This is a genomic window from uncultured Thiohalocapsa sp. (assembly GCF_913062725.1).
GTDB lineage: Bacteria > Pseudomonadota > Gammaproteobacteria > Chromatiales > Chromatiaceae > Thiohalocapsa.
The window spans coordinates 37,645-61,077 of sequence record NZ_CAJXWY010000018.1 but is presented as its reverse complement, the minus strand read 5'-3'; the positions used below and the strand labels follow the sequence as shown (position 1 = coordinate 61,077).

Here is a 23,433-nt window from a genome sequence, read left to right as displayed (position 1 = left end):
CCGGATTTATTCCATGGATACCGACCCCCAACGACTGTGGATCAGCTCCAGCCGCAGATATTGGAATCACCGCATCGCTGTCAGTGGATCTGCCGGCGGTCGCATCGACCCGACTGACCGCGACGGGTGGAATCGGCGGCTTCCAGGCCCGCCGGGGCGGCTGGCATGCGGTGCATGCGGGCAGTGTTGACGATAGGGATTACGACAGCCCCGCCAGCTCCGTCAGCCCCTCGTGCTTGCTGTCCACCTTCGCGTAGGCGTCGTACAGTGCCGCTTGCAGCGCCTCTTCGATGACGGGATGGTAGAAGGGCATGCGCAGCAGCTCGCCCACACTGAGGCCCTGCTGAATGCACCAGCACACCAGGTGCGCCAGGTGCTCGCCCTTGGGGCCGATCATCTCCATGCCGCGCAGGCGCCCGTCGGCCTTGTCGGCGTAGACGCGCAGCACGCCGCGGTTCTTGCCCATGATGAGCGCACGGCCGACGGGGGCGAACTTGATCTCGCCGACCACCGTGGTGTTCGGGTCGAGCGCGTCCAGGCGCTCGCCGACGGCGCAGATGTTCGGGTCGCAGAAGTTGATGTGCAGCGGCGTCTTGCGCCGGTAAGCGCGGCGCTCCCCACGGGCGGCATTCCAGCCGGCGATCTTGCCCTCGTCGCCGGCTTCGTGAAGGATCTGGCGTTGGCCCGTGACATCGCCGGCGATGAACACCGGCAGATCCGCCACCTGCATGGTGTTGGCATCGAAGGGCGGCAGGCCGCGCGCGTCCAGGGGGACGCCGAGGTTCTCCAGTGCCAGATGGCCGATGTTTGGCACCCGGCCGATGCTGCAGAGTACCCGCTCGACACCAACCACATGCTCGCCGGCGCGTACCCGCAGCCCCGCGCCGTCCGCCTCGATCTCGGCGGCGACCCCGAGATGCAGCGGAAATTCCTTGCGCATCAGTGTCACCGCGGCGTCGTTCACGACCGGGTCCCGCAGGCCGCCGATGTGCGCTTGCTGGTCGAAGCCCGTGACCGCGACCCCCAGTCGGTGCAGACTCTGGCCGAGCTCCAGGCCGATGGTGCCCAGGCCGACGACGGCCAGCGAGGCGGGCAGGTCGTCCAGCTCGAACAGGGTGTCGGTGGTGAGGATCTTGTCGCCGAAGGCCCGCCAGTCCGCCGGCACCAAAGGGGTTGAGCCGGTGGCGATGATCACGGCGCCGGCGCGGATGCGCTGCTCCGTGTCACCCGCGCCCACGGCGAGGCGGGTGGGCTCCAGGAAACGGGCGTAATCCTGGAGAAACAGTTCCGGCGGCATGTCGTCGGTGCTGTTGGTGAGCACCCGGTCCACGAAGGTGTCGCGCAGATCCTGTACGTGCTCCATCGCCTCTGCGATGTCCAGCGTCATGGCCTCGTGGCCGTCGATGCCGTATTTCCCAAGATGGGTTCGGCGGTGGTAGTCCTCCGCCACCTGGATCATGGCCTTGGACGGCATACAGCCCACCCGCGCGCAGGTGGTGCCGGGCTCGCCGCCGTTGATGAGGACGAAGGACTTGCCGGCCTTGCGCACCTGGGCCAGGGCGCTGAGGCCGGCGGTGCCGGAGCCGATGATGGCGACGTCGACGGTTCGTTCTTGCACCTTGAGGGTCTCCTGCTTGCTGTTTGAGGGTTTGCGAGTGCCGCCGCCGCCGGCCGCGGGTGCCGGGCGGCGGCGCTGCACCGCTCGCGGAGGATTTACAGAGGGCTGAAGCTGCGCTATTTTGCATGGTTTTGCCGCATTGGCCGCAACCCACTGACGGTACTGCGCTCGGGCCGTGGCTTCGTCAGCGGTGTCGGCGCCATCACGGATGCCGCCGAAGCCCGCGGCGCCGGGCATCGCGCCCACTGCAGCGTCAACGGCCAACCGCCTCTGGCGCATCACATCACATCCGGAGCCCACAAGCGTTGACCCCCGATCCTGCGCACATCGCAACGGCCAGCGACGGCCCGCCCGGCGGCGCGGTCGCCGGCGCAGGGTGTGCGCGCCATTATCGCGTGGCGCCCGGCGGTACCCTGGCCGGCGAGATGCGCGTGCCGGGGGACAAGTCCATCTCGCATCGGGCCATCATGCTGGGCGCGCTGGCGGACGGCGAGACCATTGTCACCGGCTTCCTGGAAGGCGCCGATAGCCTCGCCACCCTGGCGGCGTTCCGCCGCATGGGGGTCGAGATCGAAGGGCCCCGGGCCGGGCGCGTGTGTATCCGGGGTGTCGGGCGCGACGGGCTCCAGGCGCCATCGGCGCCGCTGGATGTGGGCAATGCCGGCACGGCCATGCGTCTGCTCTGCGGGCTGCTCGCGGGTCAGCCGTTCGCGAGCACGCTGGTGGGGGATGCCTCCCTGTCGCGGCGGCCCATGCGCCGGGTCACCGAGCCTTTGGCGCGCATGGGCGCCGACATCGAGACCAGCGCCGCCGGCACGGCCCCGCTGTCCATTCGGGCAGTGCTCCGGCTGCACGGTATCGACTACGCCATGCCCGTCGCCAGCGCCCAGGTGAAGTCCTGCCTGTTACTCGCCGGGCTCTACGCCGACGGCGAGACCTGTGTCAGCGAGCCCGCGGTGACCCGCGACCACACCGAGCGCATGCTGGCCACCTTCGACTACCCGGTGCGGCGGGCGGGGCATCGCGTTTGCATCAGCGGCGGTGCCCGCCTCAGGGCGGCGCCGGTCGAGGTGCCGGCGGACATCTCCTCGGCGGCGTTCTTTCTCGTCGGGGCCAGCATCGCCGACGCTGCCGACATCAGCCTGCCGGCGGTGGGCATCAACCCCACACGCATCGGTGTGCTCAACATTCTCGAGGCCATGGGCGCCGACATCAGCGTGACCCATCGCCGCCAATGCGGCGCCGAGCCGGTGGCGGATCTGCGCGTGCGCAGCGCGCCGCTGCGCGGCATCGAGATTCCGGCGGCGCAGGTGCCGCTGGCCATCGACGAGTTCCCGGCGCTGTTCGTCGCCGCCGCCTGCGCCGACGGCGAGACCCTGCTCAGGGGCGCCGAAGAGCTGCGCGTGAAAGAGAGTGACCGCATCGCGGTCATGGCCGCAGGGCTGGCGCAGCTCGGCGTCGACGCCGAGGTACTGCCGGACGGCATTCGGATCCAGGGCCGCGGCAGGGCGCCCCTGAGCGGCGGCAGCGTCGACAGCCACGGCGATCACCGCATCGCCATGGCCTTTGCGATGGCCGCACTGCGTGCCGACGCGCCGCTGCTGGTGCGCGATTGCGCGAACGTGGACACATCGTTTCCCGGCTTCGCGGCGCTCGCCGCCGGCGCCGGGCTGCGCATCGCGGAGGCCACAGAATGAGTGGCCCGGCTGAAGCCCTGCCGGCGCCGGTGATCACCCTCGACGGCCCGTCGGGCACGGGCAAGGGCACCATCGCCGGACGGCTCGCGGCCATGCTCGGCTGGCATGTGCTGGACACGGGCGCGCTCTATCGTTGTGTCGGCCTGGCGGCCGTGCGGCGCGGCGTCGCTCTCGACGACGACACGGCCCTCGGCGCCTTGGCGGCGGGGCTCAGCATCCGATTCGACGGCGAGCGCGTGCTGCTCGACGGGCTGGATGTCAGTACCGACATACGCACCGCCGCCGCCGGCGAGCACGCCTCCCGTGTTGCGGCGCAGCCCGCCGTGCGACGGGCGCTGTGGCGGTTACAGCGCGACGCCGTCCGCCCGCCCGGGCTCATCGCCGACGGGCGCGATATGGGCACCGTCGTCTTCCCGGAAGCCCTGCTCAAGCTCTACCTTGATGCCAGCCCGGATGTGCGTGCGCAGCGTCGCTATAAGCAGTTGAAAGACAAAGGCATGGATGCTAACTTGGAGATTCTCGCGCGGGAACTGGCCGAGCGCGACCGACGTGATCGAGAGCGCGCTGCGAGTCCGCTCACGCCGGCCCCCGGCGCCGTGGTCATCGACACCTCCGAGCTCGGCATCGACGCGGTGCTCGAGCGCGTGAGCACAACCGTGCGGCGGATGCTGCCAAACGCGCTCCCGGGCACATTGTCGACGGCGCAGCCCGAGCGCCCGTCCAACTAGTCCTCGGGCGCGGTGTTGGTCGGACCCGGTGCATAGTCGTCTGGCCCGCCGCACGGCGCCAGATGGCACGAGCCTGGCGCGTCCCCGCCAGCGCCGCGCGGCGGCGCGCGCGTCAGCAGACCCCGGGCACTCGGCGCCGGTGACTGCCCGACAGCGCGCTGAGCGTTCCCTTGGGTGCGGCATCGCCCGGCTCCCAGGAGTGCGACACGCGCGACTGCGCGAATCGATTGGGCCCCGCTGGATGATAGGGCTTGAATCGTATGCGACCCGTCGGCCTCGGCCGACACCGGCGGTGCCTCGCACCGCAACGAGTTGCCGGCGGCTTATCGCCGGCGTGTCATTCACCCATGCCTTTACACAGGAAGAGGCCGGGCAACGTGCTCGGTGACGTGTCGTACCGGTGTGCATAGCGCCGGCCGAGTCGTCACGGCGTTGCTCCCGCAGCGCACGCAGACGCCCGCCCGGCCAGGAAAAACCCAACCTCATGACCGAAAGCTTCGCCGAACTCTTCGAAGAGAGCCTTACCAATACCCAGCTGCAGCCGGGCACCGTCATCACCGGAGAGGTGGTGGACATCACACCGGACGTTGTCATCGTCAACGCCGGGCTGAAGACCGAGGGCATCATCCCTCGCAACCAGTTCATCTCGCCCGATGGCGAGCTGGAGGTGGCCATCGGCGATGACGTGCAGGTGGCACTGGACGCCGTCGAGGATGGTTTTGGCACCACCCGGCTCTCGCGCGAGAAGGCAAAGCGTTTCGCCGCCTGGGACAAGCTGGAGCATGCGTTCGAGCAGAGCGATACGGTCACGGGCCTGATCAACGGCAAGGTCAAGGGCGGCTTCACCGTGGAGCTTGGCAACGTGCGGGCCTTCCTGCCCGGGTCACTGGTGGACGTGCGCCCGGTGCGCGACACCACCTATCTCGAAGGCAAGGATCTCGAGTTCAAGGTCATCAAGCTGGACCGCCGCCGCAACAACGTCGTCGTCTCCCGCCGGGCCGTCGTCGAGGAAGAGTACAGCGCCGAGCGCGAGGCCCTGTTGGAGCGGCTCGAAGAGGGCCTGGAGCTCAAGGGTGTGGTCAAGAACCTTACCGACTACGGCGCCTTCCTGGATCTGGGCGGTATCGACGGCCTGCTGCACATCACCGACATGGCCTGGCGTCGCGTCAAGCATCCGTCGGAAGTGGTCGAAATCGGCCAGGAAGTCATGGTCAAGGTGCTCAAGTTCGACCGTGAGCGCCAGCGCGTCTCCCTAGGCCTCAAGCAGATGGGCGAGGATCCCTGGGTCAATATCTCGCGCCGTTACCCGGAGAGCACGCGCGTCTTCGGCAAGGTCACCAACATCGCCGATTACGGCTGCTTCGTCGAGATCGAAGAGGGCGTCGAAGGCCTGGTGCACGTCTCCGAAATGGACTGGACCAACAAGAACGTCCATCCCTCCAAGGTGGTCGCCCTCGGCGACGAGGTGGAGGTGATGATCCTGGACATCGACGAGGAGCGCCGGCGTATCTCGCTGGGTATCAAGCAATGCCAGTCCAACCCCTGGGACGAGTTCTCGGCCACCTACAAGAAGGGTGACCGGGTCAGCGGCCAGATCAAGTCCATCACGGACTTTGGCATCTTCATCGGCCTGGAAGGGGGCATCGACGGCCTCGTGCACCTCTCCGACATTTCCTGGGACGAGTCCGGCGAAGACGCCCTGCGTCGCTTCAAGAAGGGCGACGAGGTGGAGACCGTGGTGCTGTCCGTGGACCCGGAGCGCGAGCGCATCTCCCTGGGCGTCAAGCAGCTGGACAAAGATCCCTTCTCGAGCTTCGTCGCGCTCAATGAGAAAGGCAGCATCGTCAAGGGCACCATCACCGAAGTCGACGCCAAAGGCGCCAGTGTGGACCTGGGCGAAGGCGTGGAAGGGTATCTGCGTGCCTCCGAGATCTCCCGCGACCGCGTCGAAGATGCCCGGCAGGTGCTCAAGCCCGGCGAAGAGATCGAGGCCAAGTTCATGGGTGTGGACCGCAAGAACCGCACCATTTCGCTGTCCGTGAAGGCGAAGGACATGGCCGATGAGCAGGCCGCCATCAAGGGCTATGCCCGCGAGGCGCAGGCCGGTACCGCGACCCTCGGCGATATCCTCAAGCAGCAGATGGAAGAAGCCGCGAAAGAGGACTGACGGCCCGGCGTCGGGCTCATACCAGCCCGGCCGCCCCCGCCCGTCCGGCTCCGCCGTCGGCCAAGCACGGCCGGCGGCTGGGCTGCATCTGCCCAGATTTTTCGGGGTGATCCAACATGATGAAATCCGAGCTCATCGAGATCCTGGCCGAACAGCAGAGCCATCTCGCCTGTAAGGACGTCGAGCTCGCCGTGCGCTGCATCCTGGAGCAGATGAGTGCGGCCCTGGCCGCCGGCGAGCGCATCGAAATCCGCGGCTTCGGCAGCTTCTCCCTGCACTACCGCCCGCCGCGCATCGGCCGTAATCCCAAGACCGGCGACTCCGTGGCCCTCGCGGGCAAGTACGTGCCCCACTTCAAGCCCGGCAAGGAACTGCGCGACCGCGTCAATGCCGCCTACCAGGCGGAACTGGAGGCGCAGACGCAAGAAGAAGCGGCGCCGCTCAAGACGGCCGCCGGCTGACGCCACGCGCAGCGCCGCCGCTGCTGCTGCCCGCCCAGCGCCGCCGGGTCGCCGTCCGGCCAGACGTTTCGATCTCACCCAGACCCCGCACCGTATCGGTCCCGCCGCCCGCCGCCGCCCGCCGCCGATGGCCAGCGGCGCACTTCACCCCGCGGGCGCCGCCGCTACCGGGTAATGCGCGTGAATCCATTGCTCCACCTCGGCGGTGAGAGCCTTGGCGGTTTTGCCCCTGGAGGCGATGGGCTCACCGATCACGACGCGGATCGTGCCCGGATAGCGCATGAGCGAGCGTGCCGGCCAGCAGTCGCCGCTGTTGTGCGCCACCGGCAGCACATCGGCGCCGGTGCGCGTGGCGAGCATGGCACCGCCGGAACTGAAGCGGCCGATGGTGCCGGGGGGCTGTCGGGTGCCTTCGGGAAAAATCGTCACGCTGATGCCTTCGGCGAGCCGTGCCGCCCCCTCGCGCAGGATGGTCTTGAGGGCCTGCGAGCCCATCGAGCGATTGATGGCGATGGGCTTCAGCAGCGCCAGCCCCCAGCCGAAGAAAGGAATCCACAGCAGTTCTTTCTTGAGGATGGTCGCCTGCGGCGAAACCAGCAGCTGTAGGTAGAAGGTCTCCCAGGGACTTTGATGATTCGGCATCAGCACGACACCACGATCCCGGGGAATGTGCGCGCGTCCCTCCACCTCGATGTGCACACCGTTCAGGTGACGCAACAGCCACATGACGACAAGGCTCCAGACGTTCACGAAGCGGTAGCGCTGCTCGAAGCTCAGGAAGGGCGCGACCAGGAAAACCAATGGCGCATGCAGCACGGCGAGCGCCGCGGACAAGACCACGAAGATCAGACTGCGCAGCCGGATCGACGCACTGGCGGGCCGTTTGCGGTTGGCCTTGCTGGTGGATGCGGAGACGTTATCCGGGCTCGCCTGTGCTGCCCTCTGGTGTCGCATGGTGTGATTCCTCGCCGGACCCGAAATTTGCACATTGTCCGGTCATCGGCGTCTGAGCGGAAGCCGTATCTTCGCGACGCGCCCCCCGCCACCCGAGCCGACACCGACGGCGCAAGTGCGATCGGGTTGGAAAAGCCGGGACCCCGCCGTCATGCTCCCTGAACACACGTGCAAGTGAACGAGACCACACCATGACCGACGCCGCCCCGAGCAATCGCCTCGCCGAGGCCACCAGTCCCTACCTGCAGCAACACGCCACCAACCCGGTGGACTGGTGGCCCTGGTGCGAGGAGGCGCTGGCGCAGGCGCAGGCGCAGGACAAGCCCATTTTGCTGTCCATTGGCTATTCCGCCTGTCATTGGTGCCACGTGATGGCCCACGAGTCCTTCGAGGACCCGGACACCGCGGTGCTCATGAACCGCCTGTTCGTGAACATCAAGGTGGACCGTGAAGAGCGCCCGGACCTGGATCGCATCTATCAGACCGCGCACCAATTGCTCGCACGCCGTCCGGGGGGTTGGCCGCTCACGGTGTTCCTGACGCCGGAAGACCGCAAGCCCTTCTTCGCCGGCACCTATTTCCCGAAGCAGCAGCGCCACGGGCTGCCCGCCTTCACCCAGCTGCTGGCCAGCATCGAGCGCGCCTACCGCGAGCAGGGCGATGCCATTCGCCAGCAGAACCACTCCCTGATGGAGGCCCTGGCGTCGCTGGAGCCGCAGGCCGACACCGCCGTGCCGGACACCCAGCCGCTGGAAGGCGCCCGCCGCCAGCTCGCCGCCAGCTTCGATACCGAGCACGGTGGCTTCGGCTCGGCGCCCAAATTTCCGCACCCCACCAACCTGGAACTGCTGTTGCGGCACTGGGCGGCGACCGCCGCCGACGGCCAGCCGGACCAACAGGCGCTGCACATGGCCCGCTTCACGCTCGAGCGCATGGTGCGCGGCGGCATGAACGATCAGCTCGGCGGCGGCTTTTGCCGCTACAGCGTGGACGATCATTGGATGATCCCGCATTTCGAAAAAATGCTCTACGACAACGGTCCGCTGCTGGCGCTCTGCTGCGACGCCTGGCAGATCACCGGCGATCGGGTCTTCCGCGATGCCGCCGCGGCCACCGCCGACTGGGCCATGGCCGACATGCAGAGCCCCGAGGGCGGTTACTACAGCAGCCTGGATGCCGACAGCGAGGGCGAGGAGGGGCGTTTCTACGTCTGGGACAAGCAGGCGGTCGCCGAGATACTGACACCGGCGGAACTGGCCGTGGTGGCGCCGGTGTTCGGGCTGGACCGCGCGGCGAACTTCGAAGGCCGCTGGCATCTGCACCAGTACCGCACCCCGCAGGCGGTCGCCGCGGCACAGGGGCTGGATGACGCAGAGGCGATGGCCCTGTTGGCGACGGCCAAGGCCAAGCTCCTGGCGGCGCGCGCCAAGCGCGTGCACCCGGGCCGCGACGAGAAGGTGCTGACCAGCTGGAATGCGCTGATGATCAAGGGCATGGCCCGCGCCGCCCGCACCCTGGACCGCCCGGACCTGCTGAGCTCCGCGGAGCGCGCCCTGGGCTTCCTGCATGCCGAGCTCTGGCGCAATGGCCGGCTGCTTGCCACCTACAAAGACGGCCGCGGCCATCTCAACGCCTACCTGGACGACCATGCGATGCTGCTGGACGCGCTGCTCGAGCTGCTGCAGGTGCGTTGGCGGCGTCAGGATCTGGACTGGGCCGTGGCGCTGGCAGAGCTGCTGCTGAGCCAATTCTTCGATGCCGAGCACGGCGGCTTTTTCTTCACCGCCGCCGACCACGAGGCGCTCATCACCCGCCCCAAGCCCCTGGGGGACGAGTCCATCCCCGCCGGCAACGGCATCGCCGCCCACGCCCTGCAGCGCCTGGGACATCTGCTCGGCGAGCCGCGCTACCTGGACGCGGCCGCGGCGACCCTGCGCTTTGCCGCCGAGCCCATGCGGCGGGTCCCCTATGCCCATGCGACGCTGCTGGCGGCGCTGGACGAGTATCACGCGCCGCCGGACACCATCATCATCCGCGCCGAGCCGCCGGATCTCGGTGTCTGGCAGGCCGCCGCCCAACAGGGCTATCAGCCGCGGCGACTGGTGCTGGCCATCCCCAGCTCCGCGCCGAACCTGCCCGGCAATCTCGGCGCCATGGCGCCGGCGGAGGTCGGCGCCCTGGCGTACCGCTGCCGCGGCAACCGCTGCGAGCCGCCGGTGACCCGCCTGAGCGCGCTCACCGCACAGTGAGTGCCGCGCGCGGCGGTGCGCCCGGGCTGAGCTGGCCCCACGCCGGGGCGCTGTTCGCTGGGGCTCACCGGCGAGCAGGCGCGGGGGCGACTGCACTGAGGCCGCCAGGCAATCACCGGGCGCCGATGGGCTAGACTGCGCGCTGGCCCATCGCTGCCCCACGTCACCCCATGAGCCCGACAGACCCCGCTGGACCACCCGCCGACGCCTCCGCCACCACCGCCGAGCAACCCCTGCGCAGCGTCCACACCGGCAGCTTCCCGCCGCTGCTGCGCCAACTCGGCGCCTCGTTGCTGGTCACCACCTACCAGGCCGGCAAGCTGGTGGTGGTGCGCGCCGACGGCGAGGTGATCAATACCCACTTCCGCGTCTTCCCCCGCCCCATGGGCCTGGCCGCCCGGCGCGAGCGTTTCGCCATCGGTACCCAGCGCCAGGTGGAGGAATTTCGCAACATGGCCGCCGTCGCCGCCAAGCTCGAACCGGCCGGCAAGCACGATGCCGCCTTCCTGCCCCGGCGCAGCCACGTCACCGGCGATATCGACATCCACGAGATGGACTACGCCGACGACGGTCAGCTCTGGTTCATCAACACCCGCTTCTCCTGCCTCTGCACACTCGATGCGGAGCACAGCTTCGTGCCGCACTGGCGCCCGCCCTTCATCAGCGCCTACGCCCCCAGCGACCGCTGCCACCTCAACGGCCTGGCCCTGCGCGACGGGCGCCCGCGTTATGTCACCGCGCTCGGCACCGCCGACACCGAGCAGGGCTGGCGTGCACGCAAGGCCGACGGCGGCGTGCTCATGGATCTCGACAGCAACGCCGTGCTGCTGGAGGGGCTGTCCATGCCCCACTCCCCGCGCTGGTATCAGGATCGGCTGTGGGTGCTGGAGTCCGGCCGCGGCGGCATCGGCTGGCTGGACCCCGACGGCGGCAGGCTCAATACTCTGACCACCCTGCCGGGCTTCACCCGCGGGCTGGACTTCGCCGGCCCCTTCGCCTTCGTCGGCGTCTCCCAGGTCCGCGAGAGCGCCACCTTCAGCGGCATCCCCCTGACCCGCACCCTCAAGGAGCGCAACTGCGGCGTCTGGGTGGTGGACCTGCGCAACGGCCAGATCGTCGCCTTCCTGCGCTTCGAGGCCGCGGTGCAGGAAATCTTCGCCGTCTCGGTCCTGCCCGGCATCCGCTTTCCGGATGTCATCAACCACGATGCGACCTTGATGGGCCTGAGCTATGCGCTGCCGGATGCGGCGCTCAAGGACGCCGCCATGCCAACGCCCCGGCCCAGGGCCCAGCCCCATCAGGATAAGGGCGTCGCCCATCATCAGGCCGGCGAGCTGGAGGCGGCCGCCGCGGCCTTCCGCGAGGCGCTGGCGGTACAGCCGGACTTTCTGCCGGCGCGCTACAACCTGGGCGTCACCCTCAACGACCTCGAGCACTTCGCCGAGGCCATCGCCGAGCTGGAGCAGGTGGTGGCGGACGAGGCGAGCCACGCCGACGCCCACCGCGCGCTGGGTTTCGCCCATAGCCAGTTGCGCGACATCGAGGCCGCCATCCACCACCTGCGCCAGGCCATCAGCATCCGCCCGGACTTCGCCGAGGCGCATCTGAACCTGGGCATGCTGCTGCTGATGCAGGGCCACTATGCGGAAGGTTGGCGCGCGTTCGACTGGCGCTGGAAGACCGCCGGCTTCACGCCCTTCGATCCCCAGTCGCACCCGCGCTGGGACGGCGCGCCGCTACCCGCGGGCACCCTGCTGATCCACACCGAGCAGGGCGCCGGGGATGCCATCCAGTGCCTGCGCTTTCTGCCGACGGTGGCCGCGCGCTGCGAGCAACTCCTGGTGGTGGCGCCGCCGGCGCTGCATCCGCTCATCGAGGGACTGGCGGCGAATCTCACCGTCATACCACCCGGTCCTCTGGCGGCGGATGCCTTCGTGGCCTATCTGCCCATCATGAGCCTGCCGCGGGTGCTGGGGGTGAATGCCGAGGCGGAGATTCCCAACCAGACGCCCTATCTGCAGGCCGACCCCACGCGCCTGACACTGCCCCGGGTCGGTGGACGACGGCGCATCGGGCTGGTCTGGGCCGGCAGCCCCACCTTCAGTAACGACCGGCATCGCTCCATCGCCCTCGAGACACTGGCGCCGCTGATCGAGGCCAGCGGGGACGACACCCTGTGGTGCAGCCTGCAAAAGGGCGAGGCGGCGCAGCAGCGGGCAACGCTGGCCGTCGCGGATCGCCTGCACGATCTGGACCCGCTGCTGCGGGACTACGGCGACACCGCCGCGGCGCTGAGTCAGTTGGATCTGCTGATCAGCGTGGATACCTCGGTGGCGCACCTGGCCGGTGCGCTGGGCGTGCCTACCTGGCTGCTGCTGCCCTTCAACGCCGACTGGCGCTGGGGGCTTGAGCGCACGGACTCGCCCTGGTATCCCAGCCTGCGGCTGTTTCGCCAACGGCGTTTGGGGGACTGGACGCCCGTGATCAAGGCGATGGCAGAGGCGTTGGCCCGCGGCATATCATCGACATCGCTCGTCAGGGAGCGCAGATCCAGGGCGTGACAGCCGCTCTTGGGTGGCACCTGACCCCCAAGGTTTTGCGTGGCAGTTTTCGTCAGCATTCATCTCTTCTGCCGCCAGGGATGCTCCGTTTGGGCCCTGCTCGGCAGCGCGGGCCTGCTGGGGCTGTTCGGCGCCTGGCGGCAGCGGCGGTGGCGCTGAGGCGAGCAGTGACGGTCACGCGTGTCAGTCCCGAATGACCTGGCAAGGCCGCAGCGCGCGGCGTCGCCCAGATTTCTGGGCGATGAATCCTTGACCAAATGAAAATTCGATTTTAGTTTGGTCAACATGTATGTCGAGCGCATTCTCACGCCCATCCTCCGCGAGGCAGTTAACGCCTTCCCCGCCGTGTTACTCACGGGGCCGCGCCAGTCCGGTAAGACCACCCTGCTGCGCCAGGTTTACGGGGACTCCTATGCCTATGTCACCTTTGATGATCCCCTGGAACGGGATTTCGCCCTCAGTGACCCCAACGGCTTCCTCGACCAATTTGAAGGCAAGCCTCTGATCCTGGATGAAATCCAGTATGTGCCAGCGTTGATGCCTTACCTGAAGATGCGCATCGACGCTGACTTGCTGAACAACGCTGGGCGTCTGGGACGTTGGTTGCTCACCGGCTCCCAGCAATTCGAGCTGATGCGCAACCTGACCGAATCCCTCGCCGGGCGCGTTGCCATCCTGGACCTCTATCCCTTGAGCGCCCGGGAACATGCCCCCGCCAGCCTGAGCGAGGCGATTTGGTTGGGCGGCTACCCGATCCCCGCCCTGCACCCTGCGCGGCGTGATCTCTGGGTGCGTTCTTACGTTCGCACCTACCTGGAACGGGATGTGAGACAAATCAAGACCATAGGGGATTTGCGTGCCTTCGAGCAGTTCCTGGGTCTGTGCGCATCCCTGCACGGCCAGGAGAGTCGCAAGGCGGGACTGGCACGGGATTGTGGGATTTCTCAGCCCACCGTGGCCGCCTGGTTGGGCGTGCTGGAAGCCTCATTCGTCATCAGCCTGCTGCCGCCTTACTTCCGCAACCTCGGTAAGCGCTTGATCAAGACACCCAAGCTCTACTTTCTGGATTCGGCGCTGGTCACGACCCTGACCCGCCAGCCAGACGGCACCGCGGCCCTGGCCGGCCCCATGGGTGGGGCGCTGTTGGAAGGCTGGGTGGTCGCGGAGGCCATCAAGGCCTTTGCTGCGGTGGGGCGCAAGCCCGACCTCTATTTCTGGCGCAGCCAGGACGGACTGGAAGTCGATCTGCTGATCCTGGCGGGTGGTCGGTTGCATCTGGTGGAGATCAAGCTCACGGCCACGCCCACCGTCCGTCATGTCGCGCCCCTCAACCGTCTTAAGACCTTGCTAGGGGAGCAGGCCGCCAGCGAAGGCATCCTGGTCTGCACCAGCACGGAATCTCGCTCACTCCCGGGGAACAACCGGTGCATTCCCTGGCAGGAGTTCCCAGGTTGGATCAGCAACCTGCCCGGGCTGAGCTAGCCCTACGGCGAGGCGCTGTTCGCTGGGGCTGACCGGCGAGCAGGTGCGGGGGCGACTGCACTGCGGCCGCCAAGGCAATCACCGGGCGCCGATGGGCATGCTGCTGCTGATGCAGGGCCACTATGCGGAAGGCTGGACCGCTGGGCTTGCGGGGTGGGATCAGTGGCCGACGGCCCAACTCTCATACTCACCTCGTCGCCGAGCCCGAGCTTCGCATGCAAGACGCCTCACGACCCAATCCGCTGTTCCCGCCCCTCGAGCCCTATGCACAGCATCGGCTTGCCGTGGGGGAGGGCCATACGCTTTATGTGGAAGAGTGTGGCAACCCCGAAGGACTGCCCGCGGTATTCCTGCACGGCGGTCCCGGTGCCGGTTGCGGGCCCACCCACAGGCGCTTCTTCGACCCCTCGCGCTGGCGCCTGGTGCTCTTCGACCAGCGCGGCTGCGGACGCTCCACGCCCCACGCGGGCCTCGAGCACAACACCACCTGGGACCTGGTGGCGGATATGGAGCGTATCCGCGCCCATCTCGGCCTCGAGCGCTGGCTGGTGTTCGGCGGCTCCTGGGGCTCGACGCTCGCGCTGGCCTACGCCGAGACCCATCCCGAGCGGGTGACGGCCCTGGTGCTGCGCGGCATTTTCCTGTGCCGGCCCTGGGAGATCCAGTGGTTCTACCAGCATGGCGCCAGCCTGTTGTTCCCGGACTACTGGCGCGACTTCCTGGCACCCATTGCGGCGGCTGAGCACGGCGATCTGGTACAGGCCTACCACCGCCGGCTCACCGGCGACGACGCCGCGGCCATGCACCGCGCCGCCCAGGCCTGGTCCATCTGGGAGGGGCGTTGCGCCACCTTGCTGCCGGACGCCGGCATCCGCGGCGCCTTCGCCAACCACCACCTGGCCCTGAGCCTTGCGCGCATCGAGTGTCACTACTTCGTCAACAATGCCTTTCTGGCGCCCGAGCAATTGCTGCGGGATGCCCCGCGGCTGGCGGATATCCCGGGTGTCATCGTGCACGGGCGCTACGATGCCATCTGCCCGCTCCAGTCCGCGTGGGAATTGCACCAGGCCTGGCCCAAGGCAGATTTCCAGGTCATCGCCGATGCCGGACACGCCGCCTTCGAGCCGGGGATTGCCGCCGCTTTGGTGGCGGCCACCCAGGGCTTTGCGGACCGCCTTTCGGCGCCGGCATGATCGGCCTGCTGCAGCGGGTGAGCGAGGCCAGCGTGGCGGTGGACGGCGTCGTCATCGGCGCCATCCAGCGTGGCCTGTTGGTGCTGGTCGGGGTGCAGCCCCACGACGACGAAGCCCGTGCCGAGCGCCTGCTCGCGCGCCTGCTGGGCTACCGCGTGTTCCCCGACGACGCCGGCAAGATGAATCTGAGTCTTAGGGCGGTTGGCGGCGGTCTGCTGCTGGTGCCGCAGTTCACGCTGGCCGCGAGCACCGCCAAGGGCACCCGCGCCAGCTTCACGTCCGCGGCGCCGCCGGCGATGGCGGCGCGGCTGTTCCACCATCTCGTGGCCCATGCCAAGGACATGCACGAGCCCATCGCCACCGGGCGCTTCGGTGCCGATATGCGGGTGCAACTGATCAACGACGGGCCTGTGACCTTCTGGCTGGAAGGTTGAGGCAGTGCCCATCAATGGGTAGACGTCGGTCGCGGCGATCATCGGATGATGGCCGATCACAAGCGCTGAAGTGGTCTATTCGGCCGACGCCGGCCCCGCCCGGCAAGCGCGGATGGCGGCGATGAGCGATTCTGCGTGCTCGCCCTTGTGCAGGTACGCCACGGCGCCCGCCGCGCGCATCGCCGCGGCCACGGCGGCATCGATGTGCATGGACAAGCCAATCACCTTGACCTCGGGCTGCCGGGCGAGGATTCGACGCGTGGCTTCGATGCCGTCCATGTCGCCGAGGTTCACGTCCATCAGCACCACATCCGGCGCCAGGGCCGCAGCGGCGGCGATGGCCTCGGGCCCGTCGCTGGCTTGGCCGATCACCTCGATGTCGCGCTCGCCTTCGAACAACCGCGCCAGGCCCTCGCGCATGAGCGGATGGTCGTCGACGATGAGCACCCGGCACGCCTGTGGCCGGTGGGTGATGCGCAGCGTCTTCGCCGGTGTCGTCGCGGCCCCGGTCGCCGGCCCATCCGCCGGCGACTCCGCTTTGGCCACGGGCACGCACAGCGTCACCCGGGTACCGCGGCCGGGCGTGCTTTCCATCGCCATGTAGCCCCCGAGGTGAGCCAAGCGCTCCTGAATACTGAACAGACCGAAGCCGCGCTCGTCGACGCGGCGCTGGCTGAGGAGATCCGGATCGAAGCCTTTGCCGGCATCGCGTACCACCACGGTGATTTCGGTCTCGCTGCTGCGCCTGAGGGAGACGTCCACCGCGGTAACACCGGCGTGCTTGACGGTGTTCAGCAGTAGCTCGCGCACGCATTCGAAGATCAGCAGCCGGACATCCTCTGCCACGGGCTCCACCGCCATCTGCGTGTGCAGGCGCACGCTCAGCGCATGCTGCTTTTGCATCCGCGCGGCGAGCCATTTCAGTGCCTCCAGCAGCCCGGCCTCTGCCAGCACGGGTGGGCTCAGCTCAACGACGAGGGAGCGCGATGCTTCCAGGGCTTCGTTCAGAATATCCTCCACCCCCTGCGCGATGGTGCTGGCGCGCTCGGGGCTGCTGATGTTGCGCCGCAGCGCACCGACTTGCATGCGCGCTGCCACCATCAGCTGCTGGATATGGTCGTGGAGGATCGCCGCGAGCCGTTTGCGCTCACGCTGCTCGGTCTCACTGAGCCGGCTCGCCAGGGCCCGCAGCTGCTCCTCGCGCTCGCGCAGCGCCTCCTCGGCCCGCTTGCGGCTGGTAATGTCGTTGAAAAGGATGGCGACCTGGCGGTCCTGCGGCTCGCCATGGCGCCAGGCGTAGACGTCGAACCAGCGCCCGAGGGGGGCGCCGTAATTGACGAAGCGCGTCGGCTCGCCGGTGAGCGCCACGCGCGCATAGGTCTCGATCCAATATGCCTCGCTCGCCGGCAGGACCTCGCGGAGCGTCTTGCCCGGCACGTCGACGAGGCCGGTTTGGCGCTCGAATGCCGGGTTGACTTCCAGAAATCGATAGTCCACCGGCTGCGCGTCGTCATCGAATATCAGTGCGATGATGCAGAAGCCCTCGTCGATGGACTCGAACAGGGAACGGTACTTGGCCGCGCTGTCGCGCAGCGCCTGCTCGGCCCGCTTACGCTCGGTCATGTCCCGCAGGATCTTCGAGAAGCCGGTGAGCCGGCCATCGACGTCGTACAGGGCGCTGACGATTCCAAGCGCCCAGAACCGCTCCCCGCCCTTGCGCAGGTGCCAACGCTCGTCCTCGGCCCGGCCCTGCGCCCGCGCCATGCGCAGCTCCGCCTGGGGCAGGCCCCGTCGTCGATCGTCGGGGGTGAAGATGATGGCAAAGTGCTGACCGAGCACCTCGGCTTCGGTAAAACCGAGGACATGCTCGGCGGCGATATTCCAGCTGGTGATTCGCCCCTCGGGATCCAGGGTGAAGATGGAATGGTCCTTGACGTTCTTCACGAGGGCGGTGAAGCGGGTCTCGAGGGCCTGGCGCTGCGTCTCCGCCCGCCGCCGCTCGGTCACATCCTCGATGGCCAGCAGGATCAGCGCTGCATCCGCGTAGCGCAGCTTGCGGGCATTCAGCAGCATGATCTTGCGCCCGATGCCGGGGAAGTCGTGCTCCACGTCGAAGTCGTCGAACGTGGCGTGCTGGGGCAGGATCTCTTCGAGCAGGGCGTGCAGGCGCGCAATATCCCATTGCCCGTTGCCGAGGTCGTACAGGCGCCGCCCCTCGGTGTCCTGGGGTGAGACGTGAAAGGTTCGGTAAAAGGCGCCGTTGGCGCTGCGCACCCTGAGCTGGCCGTCGAGGATCAGCAGCGGCTCGCGCACCGTCTCCACGATACCCTCGGCGTAGGCGATGGCGTCGCCGCGCAGATCTGCCGGCTGCGCCGCGGCCGCTGAGCTGCACAGGCACTTCACGAAGCCGTGCGGACTGCCATCGCCGCGCGCGAGCAGGGTCGTTACGTCGCCACACCAGCAACGCGAGCCGTCCTTGCGGACGTACCAGTGGGCCTGCGCCGCCTGGCCCGTTGCCAGGGCTTGGCGCAGTTCCCGGGCGGGCACGCCGCCGGCGATATCCTCCGCGGTGTAGAAGCGCTCGCAGCGCGCACCGATCGCTTCCCGCGTCGAGTAGCCAAGCAGGCGTTGGGCGGCGGCGCTCCAACTCTGCACCCGGCCCTGTGGGTCGAGGGTAAAGATGGCATCGTCCTGGCGATAGTCGACGAGCAGCGGCGGGCATGACGTCTGCGGGCGCTCGTCAATCGCCATTGGATCACTCCTCGTCGTCTGCTTCTATCGAGCCTTTCCCTGAGTATATACAAGCGATCGCTGGGGTTTCGGTGCTCGCAGGCGAGCGGCTGCGGGCAGCCCGCCCGCTATGGTTAAATGTCCGGATGCAACCGCCGTCTGACACCCCATGAACGAGCATACCGCGCATTCCCCGGCGCCCCGTCGCGCCGTCCAAGTCGAGCGCAACACCCTCGAGACCCAGATCCGCGTCGCCTTGGATCTGGACGGCAGCGGCCGCGGGAGCTTCCGCACCCGCGTGCCCTTTTTGGAGCATATGCTGGATCAGATCGCCCGCCATGGCCTGCTGGACCTCGACATCGAAGCCGACGGCGATTTGCACATCGACGCCCACCACACCGTCGAGGACGTCGGCATCACCCTGGGGCAGGCGCTGGCGCAGGCCCTCGGCGACAAGCGCGGCATCCGCCGCTACGGCCACGCCTACGTTCCCCTGGACGAGGCCCTGTCGCGGGTGGTGGTGGATCTCTCCGGGCGGCCCATGCTGACCTACAACATCGACTACACGCGTGCACGCATCGGTGACTTCGATGTGGACCTGCTGCGGGAGTTCTTTCAGGGGCTCACCAACCATGCGGCGCTGACCCTGCACATCGACAATCTGCGCGGCCTCAACGCCCACCACCAGGCCGAGACCGTGTTCAAGGCCTTCGGTCGGGCGCTGCGGATGGCGGTGGAGCCGGACCCACGCATGGGTGATATGACGCCGTCGACGAAAGGCGCCCTCTAAAGCACACGCAGCACAAGCAGCACGCTCCACGCCCAGCACCGGCGTTAGCCCGATTGCCTACTCCCAAACGCCCGAGTCCGCCATGCTCCTGATCCCGGCTATTGATCTCAAAGACGGCAAATGTGTGCGCCTGCGCCAGGGCCGCATGGACGACGAAACGGTCTTCGGCGACGACCCCGTCGCCGTCGCCGTGCGCTGGCGCGATGCCGGCGCCCGCCGGCTGCACCTGGTGGACCTCAACGGCGCCTTCGCCGGGGCGCCCGTCAACGGTGACGCCATCCGCGCCATCGCCGCCGCCTGTCCCGACCTGCCCATCCAGGTGGGCGGCGGTATTCGTGATGAGCGCACCATCGCCGCCTATCTGGACGCGGGCGTGACCTGGTGCATCATCGGCACCCAGGCGGTGAAAGAGCCCGACTTCGTCGCCCGCGCCTGCCACGCCTTCCCAAACAACGTGATCGTCGGGCTGGACGCCAAAGACGGACAAGTGGCCATCAACGGCTGGGCCGTGGTCACCGACCACCGCGTACAGGAGTTGGCGCGTCGCTTCGAGAGCGACGGCGTCGCGGCGATCGTCTACACCGACATCGGCCGCGATGGCATGCTGACGGGTCCAAACGTCGAGGCCACCGTCGGGCTCGCCGATGCCATCGCCGTGCCCGTCATCGCCTCCGGCGGCATTACCAGTCTGGAGGATGTGCGGGCACTGGCCACCGTCGCCGACCGCGGCGCCGGTGGAGGCATCCTCGGCGCCATCACCGGCCGGGCCATTTACGAGGGCACGCTGGACTTTGGCGAAGGGCAGCGACTCGCCGATGCCCTCGCCGGGTCCGGGGGCGGTTGACAGCGGCGCGCGGACTGCGCAACGCCCTTCCGGCGGTCCTTGTGGGTGCGCATTGACGGCCCGGCACAGGGCCCGGGCCGCTGCCCATGGGCAGGAGCGATGCTTAGCTTTCGGTACTGCTGGTGGTGCTGCTGGATTTCTTCCCACCCTTGCTGCGGCAGTAACCGCTCACCTTGACACCATCACCGCGCGTATAGCCGTTCACCCACGTACATCGACTTTCATTGCGCTCGCAGCTGTTCTTTTCCATGCCCTTGCACTCTGCGGCCATGGCAGGTGTGACTGCGCCGAGCAGTAGGGCAGCGGTCACGACGAGAGACCGGCTGATGAGAGGGATGTGCATGACTTTCATCTCCTGTCGGTGGTTGGCCGAACACGTCGAATCCCGTGACAGACAGCGACGTGTACAAAGAACCTATCCCAGTTTTCCGACGCAGATCAAGTCTTGTCCGCTGAGCGGTAATCCCTTGAAGTTTCTAGTGTTTAGGGGTATCCGTCGGCTGCGCGTTCAATAACAGCTCGAACACCGATCGCTCGCCGCGCCAGGCGCGACTGACCAGCTCCGCCGTGGCCACGGCCAGCATCCCCGGGAGAATGATGTTGGGATTGGCGGTCAGCTCCAGCAGCGCCGTCAGGGCCGCGAGCGGTGCCCGCAGTGTGGCGCCCATCATGGCCGCCATGCCGATGGTGGCGTAGAAGCCCGCCGATGCGGCCTGCTCGACACCGGTGGCGGCCAGCAGCAGGCCGAGTGTGGAGCCGGCGGCGCCGCCGATGAACAGCGTCGGGCCGATCAGGCCGCCCGGCACCCGCAGGCCAATGCTCACGGCGGTGGCGATGAGCTTGGTGGCCACGAGTGGCAATACCACGACCAACTCCGCCTGACCCAGTAACATCAGCGCCAGGGTGTCGTAGCTGATGCCCATGATCTGCGGGGTTGCCAGTGCCAGGATGCCGGTGACCAGACCGGCCAGGGTAAAGGTGACACTGCAGGGCCAGCCACCCGTGCGTCGCAGCAGGCGGATCGCCAATGCCGAGAAGGCCACCGCCAGCAAGCCGATGCCGCCGCCGAGGGCGAGCATGGCCAGGATTTCCCAGTGTGCGCCCAGGTGCTCGGGCACCACGGGCACGCCCGGGTGCTGCAGCGACAGCATACGGCTGGCCATGGCACCGGTGACGGCGGCGACGATGACCGGCAGGAAGCGGGTCACCTGGTAGCGGATGCGCAGCACCTCGATGCTGAAGACGACGCCGGCGAGTGGTGTGTCGAAGGCGGCGGCGATGGCTGCGGCGGCGCCGGCGGCGAGCAGGGTGCGCTCCTCCTCGGCGTCGAGGCCCAGCCAGGAGCCGACGAAGCTTGCGCTGCCGGCACCCAGATGGACCGCGGGCCCCTCGCGGTCGACGGAATGCCCGCCGACGATGGCCACCACGGCGGCGCCGAACTGCACCAGCATGTTGGACAGCGGCAGTCGCTCCCGGCCCGGTGGCTGCAGATGCTTGAGCACATGGGTGACTCCCACCTCGCGCTGGCGGCGGGGCAGGAGGTCGAAGGCGATGCCCAGCAGCAGGCCCGCGGCCAGCGGCAGCGCCAGGCGTGCACTCGCCGGCAGCGCCTCGTAGCCGTCGGCCGCGGCGCCCGGCAGTAACAGCCAGTGCCCCCACTCGATGGCGCTGCGGAAGGCAAGGACCACCAGGGCGGCGAGCAGCCCGCTGATGGCACCGAGCAGGGTGAGGCGCAGTGAGGCGGCATGGTCGTGGTCCATGCGCAGCCATTCTAACCGGACGCCGATGCCAGCTGGGGGCCGCGGGTGTCATGGCGGCGGATTCCCGGGGCTGGGGGTGAGCGCGATGGGGCAGGGACTCAGGTGGCGGCGAGGGCGAGGTAGCGGGTGTGCAGCCTGCGCACGGCGGGCTCGAGGTCGGCACGCGTGCCGGTGTTCTCGATGACATCGTCGGCGATGGCGAGCCGCTCGGCGCGGCTGGCCTGACTCGCCATGATACGACGCACCTGCTCGGGGCTGAGGCCGCTGCGTCGGCCCACGCGCTCGATGCAAAGGGCTTCGGGGGCGTCCACCACCAGCACGCGGTCGGCCATGTCGGTCTGGCCCGTCTCCACCAGCAGCGGGATGGCGAGCACCACATAGGGGCCGTCGTCCGCCGCCACCGCGGCCTGCATGCGCGTGCGGATCAGCGGGTGCAGGATGCCTTCGAGTCGGCGGCGGGCCTGCGGGTCCGTGAACACCCGCTCGCGCAGTGCGGCCCGGTCCAGGGCGCCGTCGGCGGTGATGACCGCCGCGCCGAAGGCCTGGTTGATGGGGGCGAGGGCCGCGCCGCCGGGCGCCGTCAGCGCATGGGAGATGACGTCGGCATCGACGACGGTAACGCCGTGTGCCGCAAACAGCTCCGCCACGGCGCTCTTGCCGCTGCCGATGCCGCCGGTGAGCGCCACGGTGAACGCACGCGTGCGGCCGGTGGGCCCGGGGCTCGAGCGCTGGCTCATCATCAGTTTCCTCTCATCGTGCAGGGGTGCCCAGGGCATCGCACGCCACGGGCCAGGCGGCACACTATCACGCGCTCATGGTGGCGCTAGGCGCCGAGCCCGCTCCAGCCGAGATAGGCGGCGGCGATGTCCGGGCCCCACAAGAGGTTGACCCAGCCGGAGATGGCCAGGAACGGCCCGAAGGGCAGGGGTGTGCCGCGCTCGGCGCGCCCCGTCAGCAAGAGCGCGATCCCGAACAGCGCACCAGGCACCGCCGAGAGCACAATGATCTGCGCCAGCGTCTGCCAGCCCATCCAGGCGCCGAACAGCGCCAGCAGCTTGAAGTCGCCGTGGCCCATACCGTCTTTGCCCGTCAGTAGCCGGAAGGCGTGGAATACCAGCCACAGACTGAGATAGCCGGCGGCGGCGCCGAGGATGGCGGCCTGACTGTCGGCGAACACGTCCCACAAGCTCAGCAGCAGCCCGAGCCACAACAGCGGCAGGGTGAGATCGTCCGGCAGGAGCTGGGTGTCGGCATCGATGACGGCGAGCGCCACCAGTCCCCAGGTGAGCACCAGGGCCGCCGCCGCCTGGGCTGTCGGCCCGAAATGCCAGACCACCAGCAGCGAGAGCAGGGCGGTGAAGACTTCCACGGCGGGATAGCGCCAGGAAATGGCGCGCGAGCAGGCACTGCAGCGACCGCGCAGCAGCAGCCAGCTCAGCACCGGAATATTCTCCCAGGGGCGAAGACGATGGCCGCAGTGGGGACAATGGGAAGCCGGGTGAGCGAGACTGAGCGTGGCGGTGGCGGATGCATCGGCGCCCACCGCCTCCGGTGCCGGGTTGGCCGCGGGGTCGGCCTCGGCGGCGGCCAGCGCCGCGCACTCCCGCCGCCATTCCTGCTCCATGATCCGTGGTAGCCGCAGAATGACCACGTTGAGGAAGCTGCCGACGATGAGGCCCAGCAGCAGCACGGTGACGAACAGCAGGCCGGGTGTGGCGGTGATCGCATCCAGCAAAGTGCCTATGAATTGCATGAGCCTGTGTCG

The 23,433-nt window shown here is 68.4% G+C and carries 18 protein-coding genes; 11 read left to right on the top strand and 7 right to left on the bottom strand.

What is annotated here, in order from left to right; translation table 11 throughout:
- Positions 1-199 precede the first annotated feature (199 nt).
- Positions 200-1,618, bottom strand: coding sequence for a dihydrolipoyl dehydrogenase (locus tag QZ588_RS07020; RefSeq protein WP_295541221.1), 1,419 nt, complete (start codon positions 1,616-1,618; stop codon positions 200-202).
- Positions 1,619-2,013: 395 nt separating this feature from the next.
- On the opposite strand from QZ588_RS07020, the gene aroA reads away from it, so the two are divergent.
- From aroA to ihfB, 4 genes are all read left to right on the top strand, one after another.
- A complete protein-coding gene (aroA, locus tag QZ588_RS07015) occupies positions 2,014-3,315 on the top strand; it encodes a 3-phosphoshikimate 1-carboxyvinyltransferase (protein WP_295541233.1) in 1,302 nt (433 codons plus the stop codon).
- Entirely contained in the window at positions 3,312-4,043 is a 732-nt protein-coding gene (cmk, locus tag QZ588_RS07010; RefSeq protein ID WP_295541220.1) for a (d)CMP kinase, read from the top strand. Before aroA ends, cmk begins: the two co-directional genes overlap by 4 nt.
- Positions 4,044-4,443: 400 nt before the next feature.
- Entirely contained in the window at positions 4,444-6,210 is a 1,767-nt protein-coding gene (rpsA, locus tag QZ588_RS07005; protein WP_295541219.1) for a 30S ribosomal protein S1, read from the top strand.
- 116 nt (positions 6,211-6,326) lie between these two features.
- On the top strand, positions 6,327-6,671 hold the full coding sequence (ihfB, locus tag QZ588_RS07000; RefSeq protein WP_295541218.1) for an integration host factor subunit beta: 345 nt from the start codon (positions 6,327-6,329) through the stop codon (positions 6,669-6,671).
- Positions 6,672-6,815: 144 nt separating this feature from the next.
- Here the strand turns inward: ihfB and QZ588_RS06995 are convergent, their stop codons facing one another.
- Complete coding sequence (locus QZ588_RS06995; protein ID WP_295541217.1) at positions 6,816-7,625, bottom strand: 1-acyl-sn-glycerol-3-phosphate acyltransferase; 810 nt, start codon at positions 7,623-7,625, stop codon at positions 6,816-6,818.
- Between the two features lie 191 nt (positions 7,626-7,816).
- Between QZ588_RS06995 and QZ588_RS06990 the strand changes: the two genes are divergently transcribed.
- The 5 genes from QZ588_RS06990 (at position 7,817) to dtd (ending at position 15,544) form a co-directional block, all read left to right on the top strand.
- Positions 7,817-9,874: a thioredoxin domain-containing protein gene (locus QZ588_RS06990; RefSeq protein ID WP_295541215.1), complete on the top strand. Its 2,058-nt coding sequence runs from the start codon at positions 7,817-7,819 to the stop codon at positions 9,872-9,874.
- 170 nt (positions 9,875-10,044) lie between these two features.
- Positions 10,045-12,435, top strand: coding sequence for a TIGR03032 family protein (locus QZ588_RS06985; protein ID WP_295541214.1), 2,391 nt, complete (start codon positions 10,045-10,047; stop codon positions 12,433-12,435).
- Between the two features lie 285 nt (positions 12,436-12,720).
- Positions 12,721-13,917 (top strand): ATP-binding protein, encoded by a 1,197-nt coding sequence (locus tag QZ588_RS06980; RefSeq protein WP_295541231.1) that lies wholly within the window; start codon positions 12,721-12,723, stop codon positions 13,915-13,917.
- A gap of 215 nt (positions 13,918-14,132) precedes the next feature.
- Positions 14,133-15,110, top strand: coding sequence for a prolyl aminopeptidase (pip, locus tag QZ588_RS06975; protein WP_295541212.1), 978 nt, complete (start codon positions 14,133-14,135; stop codon positions 15,108-15,110).
- Positions 15,107-15,544: a D-aminoacyl-tRNA deacylase gene (gene dtd, locus QZ588_RS06970; protein ID WP_295541210.1), complete on the top strand. Its 438-nt coding sequence runs from the start codon at positions 15,107-15,109 to the stop codon at positions 15,542-15,544. The genes pip and dtd overlap by 4 nt, the downstream gene beginning before the upstream one ends.
- 75 nt (positions 15,545-15,619) lie before the next feature.
- On the opposite strand, the gene QZ588_RS06965 is transcribed toward dtd, so the two are convergent.
- Positions 15,620-18,295: a PAS domain S-box protein gene (locus QZ588_RS06965; protein ID WP_295541209.1), complete on the bottom strand. Its 2,676-nt coding sequence runs from the start codon at positions 18,293-18,295 to the stop codon at positions 15,620-15,622.
- Positions 18,296-18,443: 148 nt separating this feature from the next.
- Between QZ588_RS06965 and hisB the strand changes: the two genes are divergently transcribed.
- Together hisB and hisA are read left to right on the top strand one after the other, a co-directional pair.
- Positions 18,444-19,064 carry an imidazoleglycerol-phosphate dehydratase HisB gene (gene hisB / locus QZ588_RS06960; RefSeq protein WP_295541207.1) on the top strand — a complete coding sequence of 207 codons (621 nt, stop codon included), beginning with the start codon at positions 18,444-18,446 and terminating at the stop codon, positions 19,062-19,064.
- A gap of 82 nt (positions 19,065-19,146) precedes the next feature.
- Positions 19,147-19,908, top strand: coding sequence for a 1-(5-phosphoribosyl)-5-[(5-phosphoribosylamino)methylideneamino]imidazole-4-carboxamide isomerase (gene hisA / locus QZ588_RS06955; RefSeq protein ID WP_295541205.1), 762 nt, complete (start codon positions 19,147-19,149; stop codon positions 19,906-19,908).
- Between the two features lie 103 nt (positions 19,909-20,011).
- Here hisA and QZ588_RS06950 read toward each other — a convergent pair whose 3' ends face one another.
- From QZ588_RS06950 to QZ588_RS06935, 4 genes are all read right to left on the bottom strand, one after another.
- On the bottom strand, positions 20,012-20,251 hold the full coding sequence (locus tag QZ588_RS06950) for a hypothetical protein (RefSeq protein ID WP_295541203.1): 240 nt from the start codon (positions 20,249-20,251) through the stop codon (positions 20,012-20,014).
- Positions 20,252-20,384: 133 nt separating this feature from the next.
- Complete coding sequence (locus tag QZ588_RS06945) at positions 20,385-21,668, bottom strand: chloride channel protein (protein ID WP_295541201.1); 1,284 nt, start codon at positions 21,666-21,668, stop codon at positions 20,385-20,387.
- Between the two features lie 98 nt (positions 21,669-21,766).
- Positions 21,767-22,408: a dephospho-CoA kinase gene (gene coaE, locus QZ588_RS06940; RefSeq protein ID WP_295541200.1), complete on the bottom strand. Its 642-nt coding sequence runs from the start codon at positions 22,406-22,408 to the stop codon at positions 21,767-21,769.
- An 83-nt stretch (positions 22,409-22,491) separates the two neighbouring features.
- On the bottom strand, positions 22,492-23,421 hold the full coding sequence (locus QZ588_RS06935) for an A24 family peptidase (protein WP_295541199.1): 930 nt from the start codon (positions 23,419-23,421) through the stop codon (positions 22,492-22,494).
- Between the last annotated feature and the right edge of the window lie 12 nt (positions 23,422-23,433).

What these genes read in the sequence shown, in the direction of transcription:
- dtd (WP_295541210.1), top strand. Translation starts at nt 15,107, where the DNA reads ATGATCGGCCTGCTGCAGCGGGTGAGCGAGGCCAGCGTGGCGGTGGAC.
- coaE (WP_295541200.1), bottom strand. Translation starts at nt 22,408, where the DNA reads ATGATGAGCCAGCGCTCGAGCCCCGGGCCCACCGGCCGCACGCGTGCG.
- hisA (WP_295541205.1), top strand. Translation starts at nt 19,147, where the DNA reads ATGCTCCTGATCCCGGCTATTGATCTCAAAGACGGCAAATGTGTGCGC.
- QZ588_RS06935 (WP_295541199.1), bottom strand. Translation starts at nt 23,421, where the DNA reads ATGCAATTCATAGGCACTTTGCTGGATGCGATCACCGCCACACCCGGC.
- QZ588_RS06995 (WP_295541217.1), bottom strand. Translation starts at nt 7,625, where the DNA reads ATGCGACACCAGAGGGCAGCACAGGCGAGCCCGGATAACGTCTCCGCA.
- QZ588_RS06965 (WP_295541209.1), bottom strand. Translation starts at nt 18,295, where the DNA reads ATGGCGATTGACGAGCGCCCGCAGACGTCATGCCCGCCGCTGCTCGTC.
- cmk (WP_295541220.1), top strand. Translation starts at nt 3,312, where the DNA reads ATGAGTGGCCCGGCTGAAGCCCTGCCGGCGCCGGTGATCACCCTCGAC.
- pip (WP_295541212.1), top strand. Translation starts at nt 14,133, where the DNA reads ATGCAAGACGCCTCACGACCCAATCCGCTGTTCCCGCCCCTCGAGCCC.
- QZ588_RS06985 (WP_295541214.1), top strand. Translation starts at nt 10,045, where the DNA reads ATGAGCCCGACAGACCCCGCTGGACCACCCGCCGACGCCTCCGCCACC.
- hisB (WP_295541207.1), top strand. Translation starts at nt 18,444, where the DNA reads ATGAACGAGCATACCGCGCATTCCCCGGCGCCCCGTCGCGCCGTCCAA.
- QZ588_RS06945 (WP_295541201.1), bottom strand. Translation starts at nt 21,668, where the DNA reads ATGGACCACGACCATGCCGCCTCACTGCGCCTCACCCTGCTCGGTGCC.
- QZ588_RS06990 (WP_295541215.1), top strand. Translation starts at nt 7,817, where the DNA reads ATGACCGACGCCGCCCCGAGCAATCGCCTCGCCGAGGCCACCAGTCCC.
- QZ588_RS06980 (WP_295541231.1), top strand. Translation starts at nt 12,721, where the DNA reads ATGTATGTCGAGCGCATTCTCACGCCCATCCTCCGCGAGGCAGTTAAC.
- QZ588_RS06950 (WP_295541203.1), bottom strand. Translation starts at nt 20,251, where the DNA reads ATGCACATCCCTCTCATCAGCCGGTCTCTCGTCGTGACCGCTGCCCTA.
- ihfB (WP_295541218.1), top strand. Translation starts at nt 6,327, where the DNA reads ATGATGAAATCCGAGCTCATCGAGATCCTGGCCGAACAGCAGAGCCAT.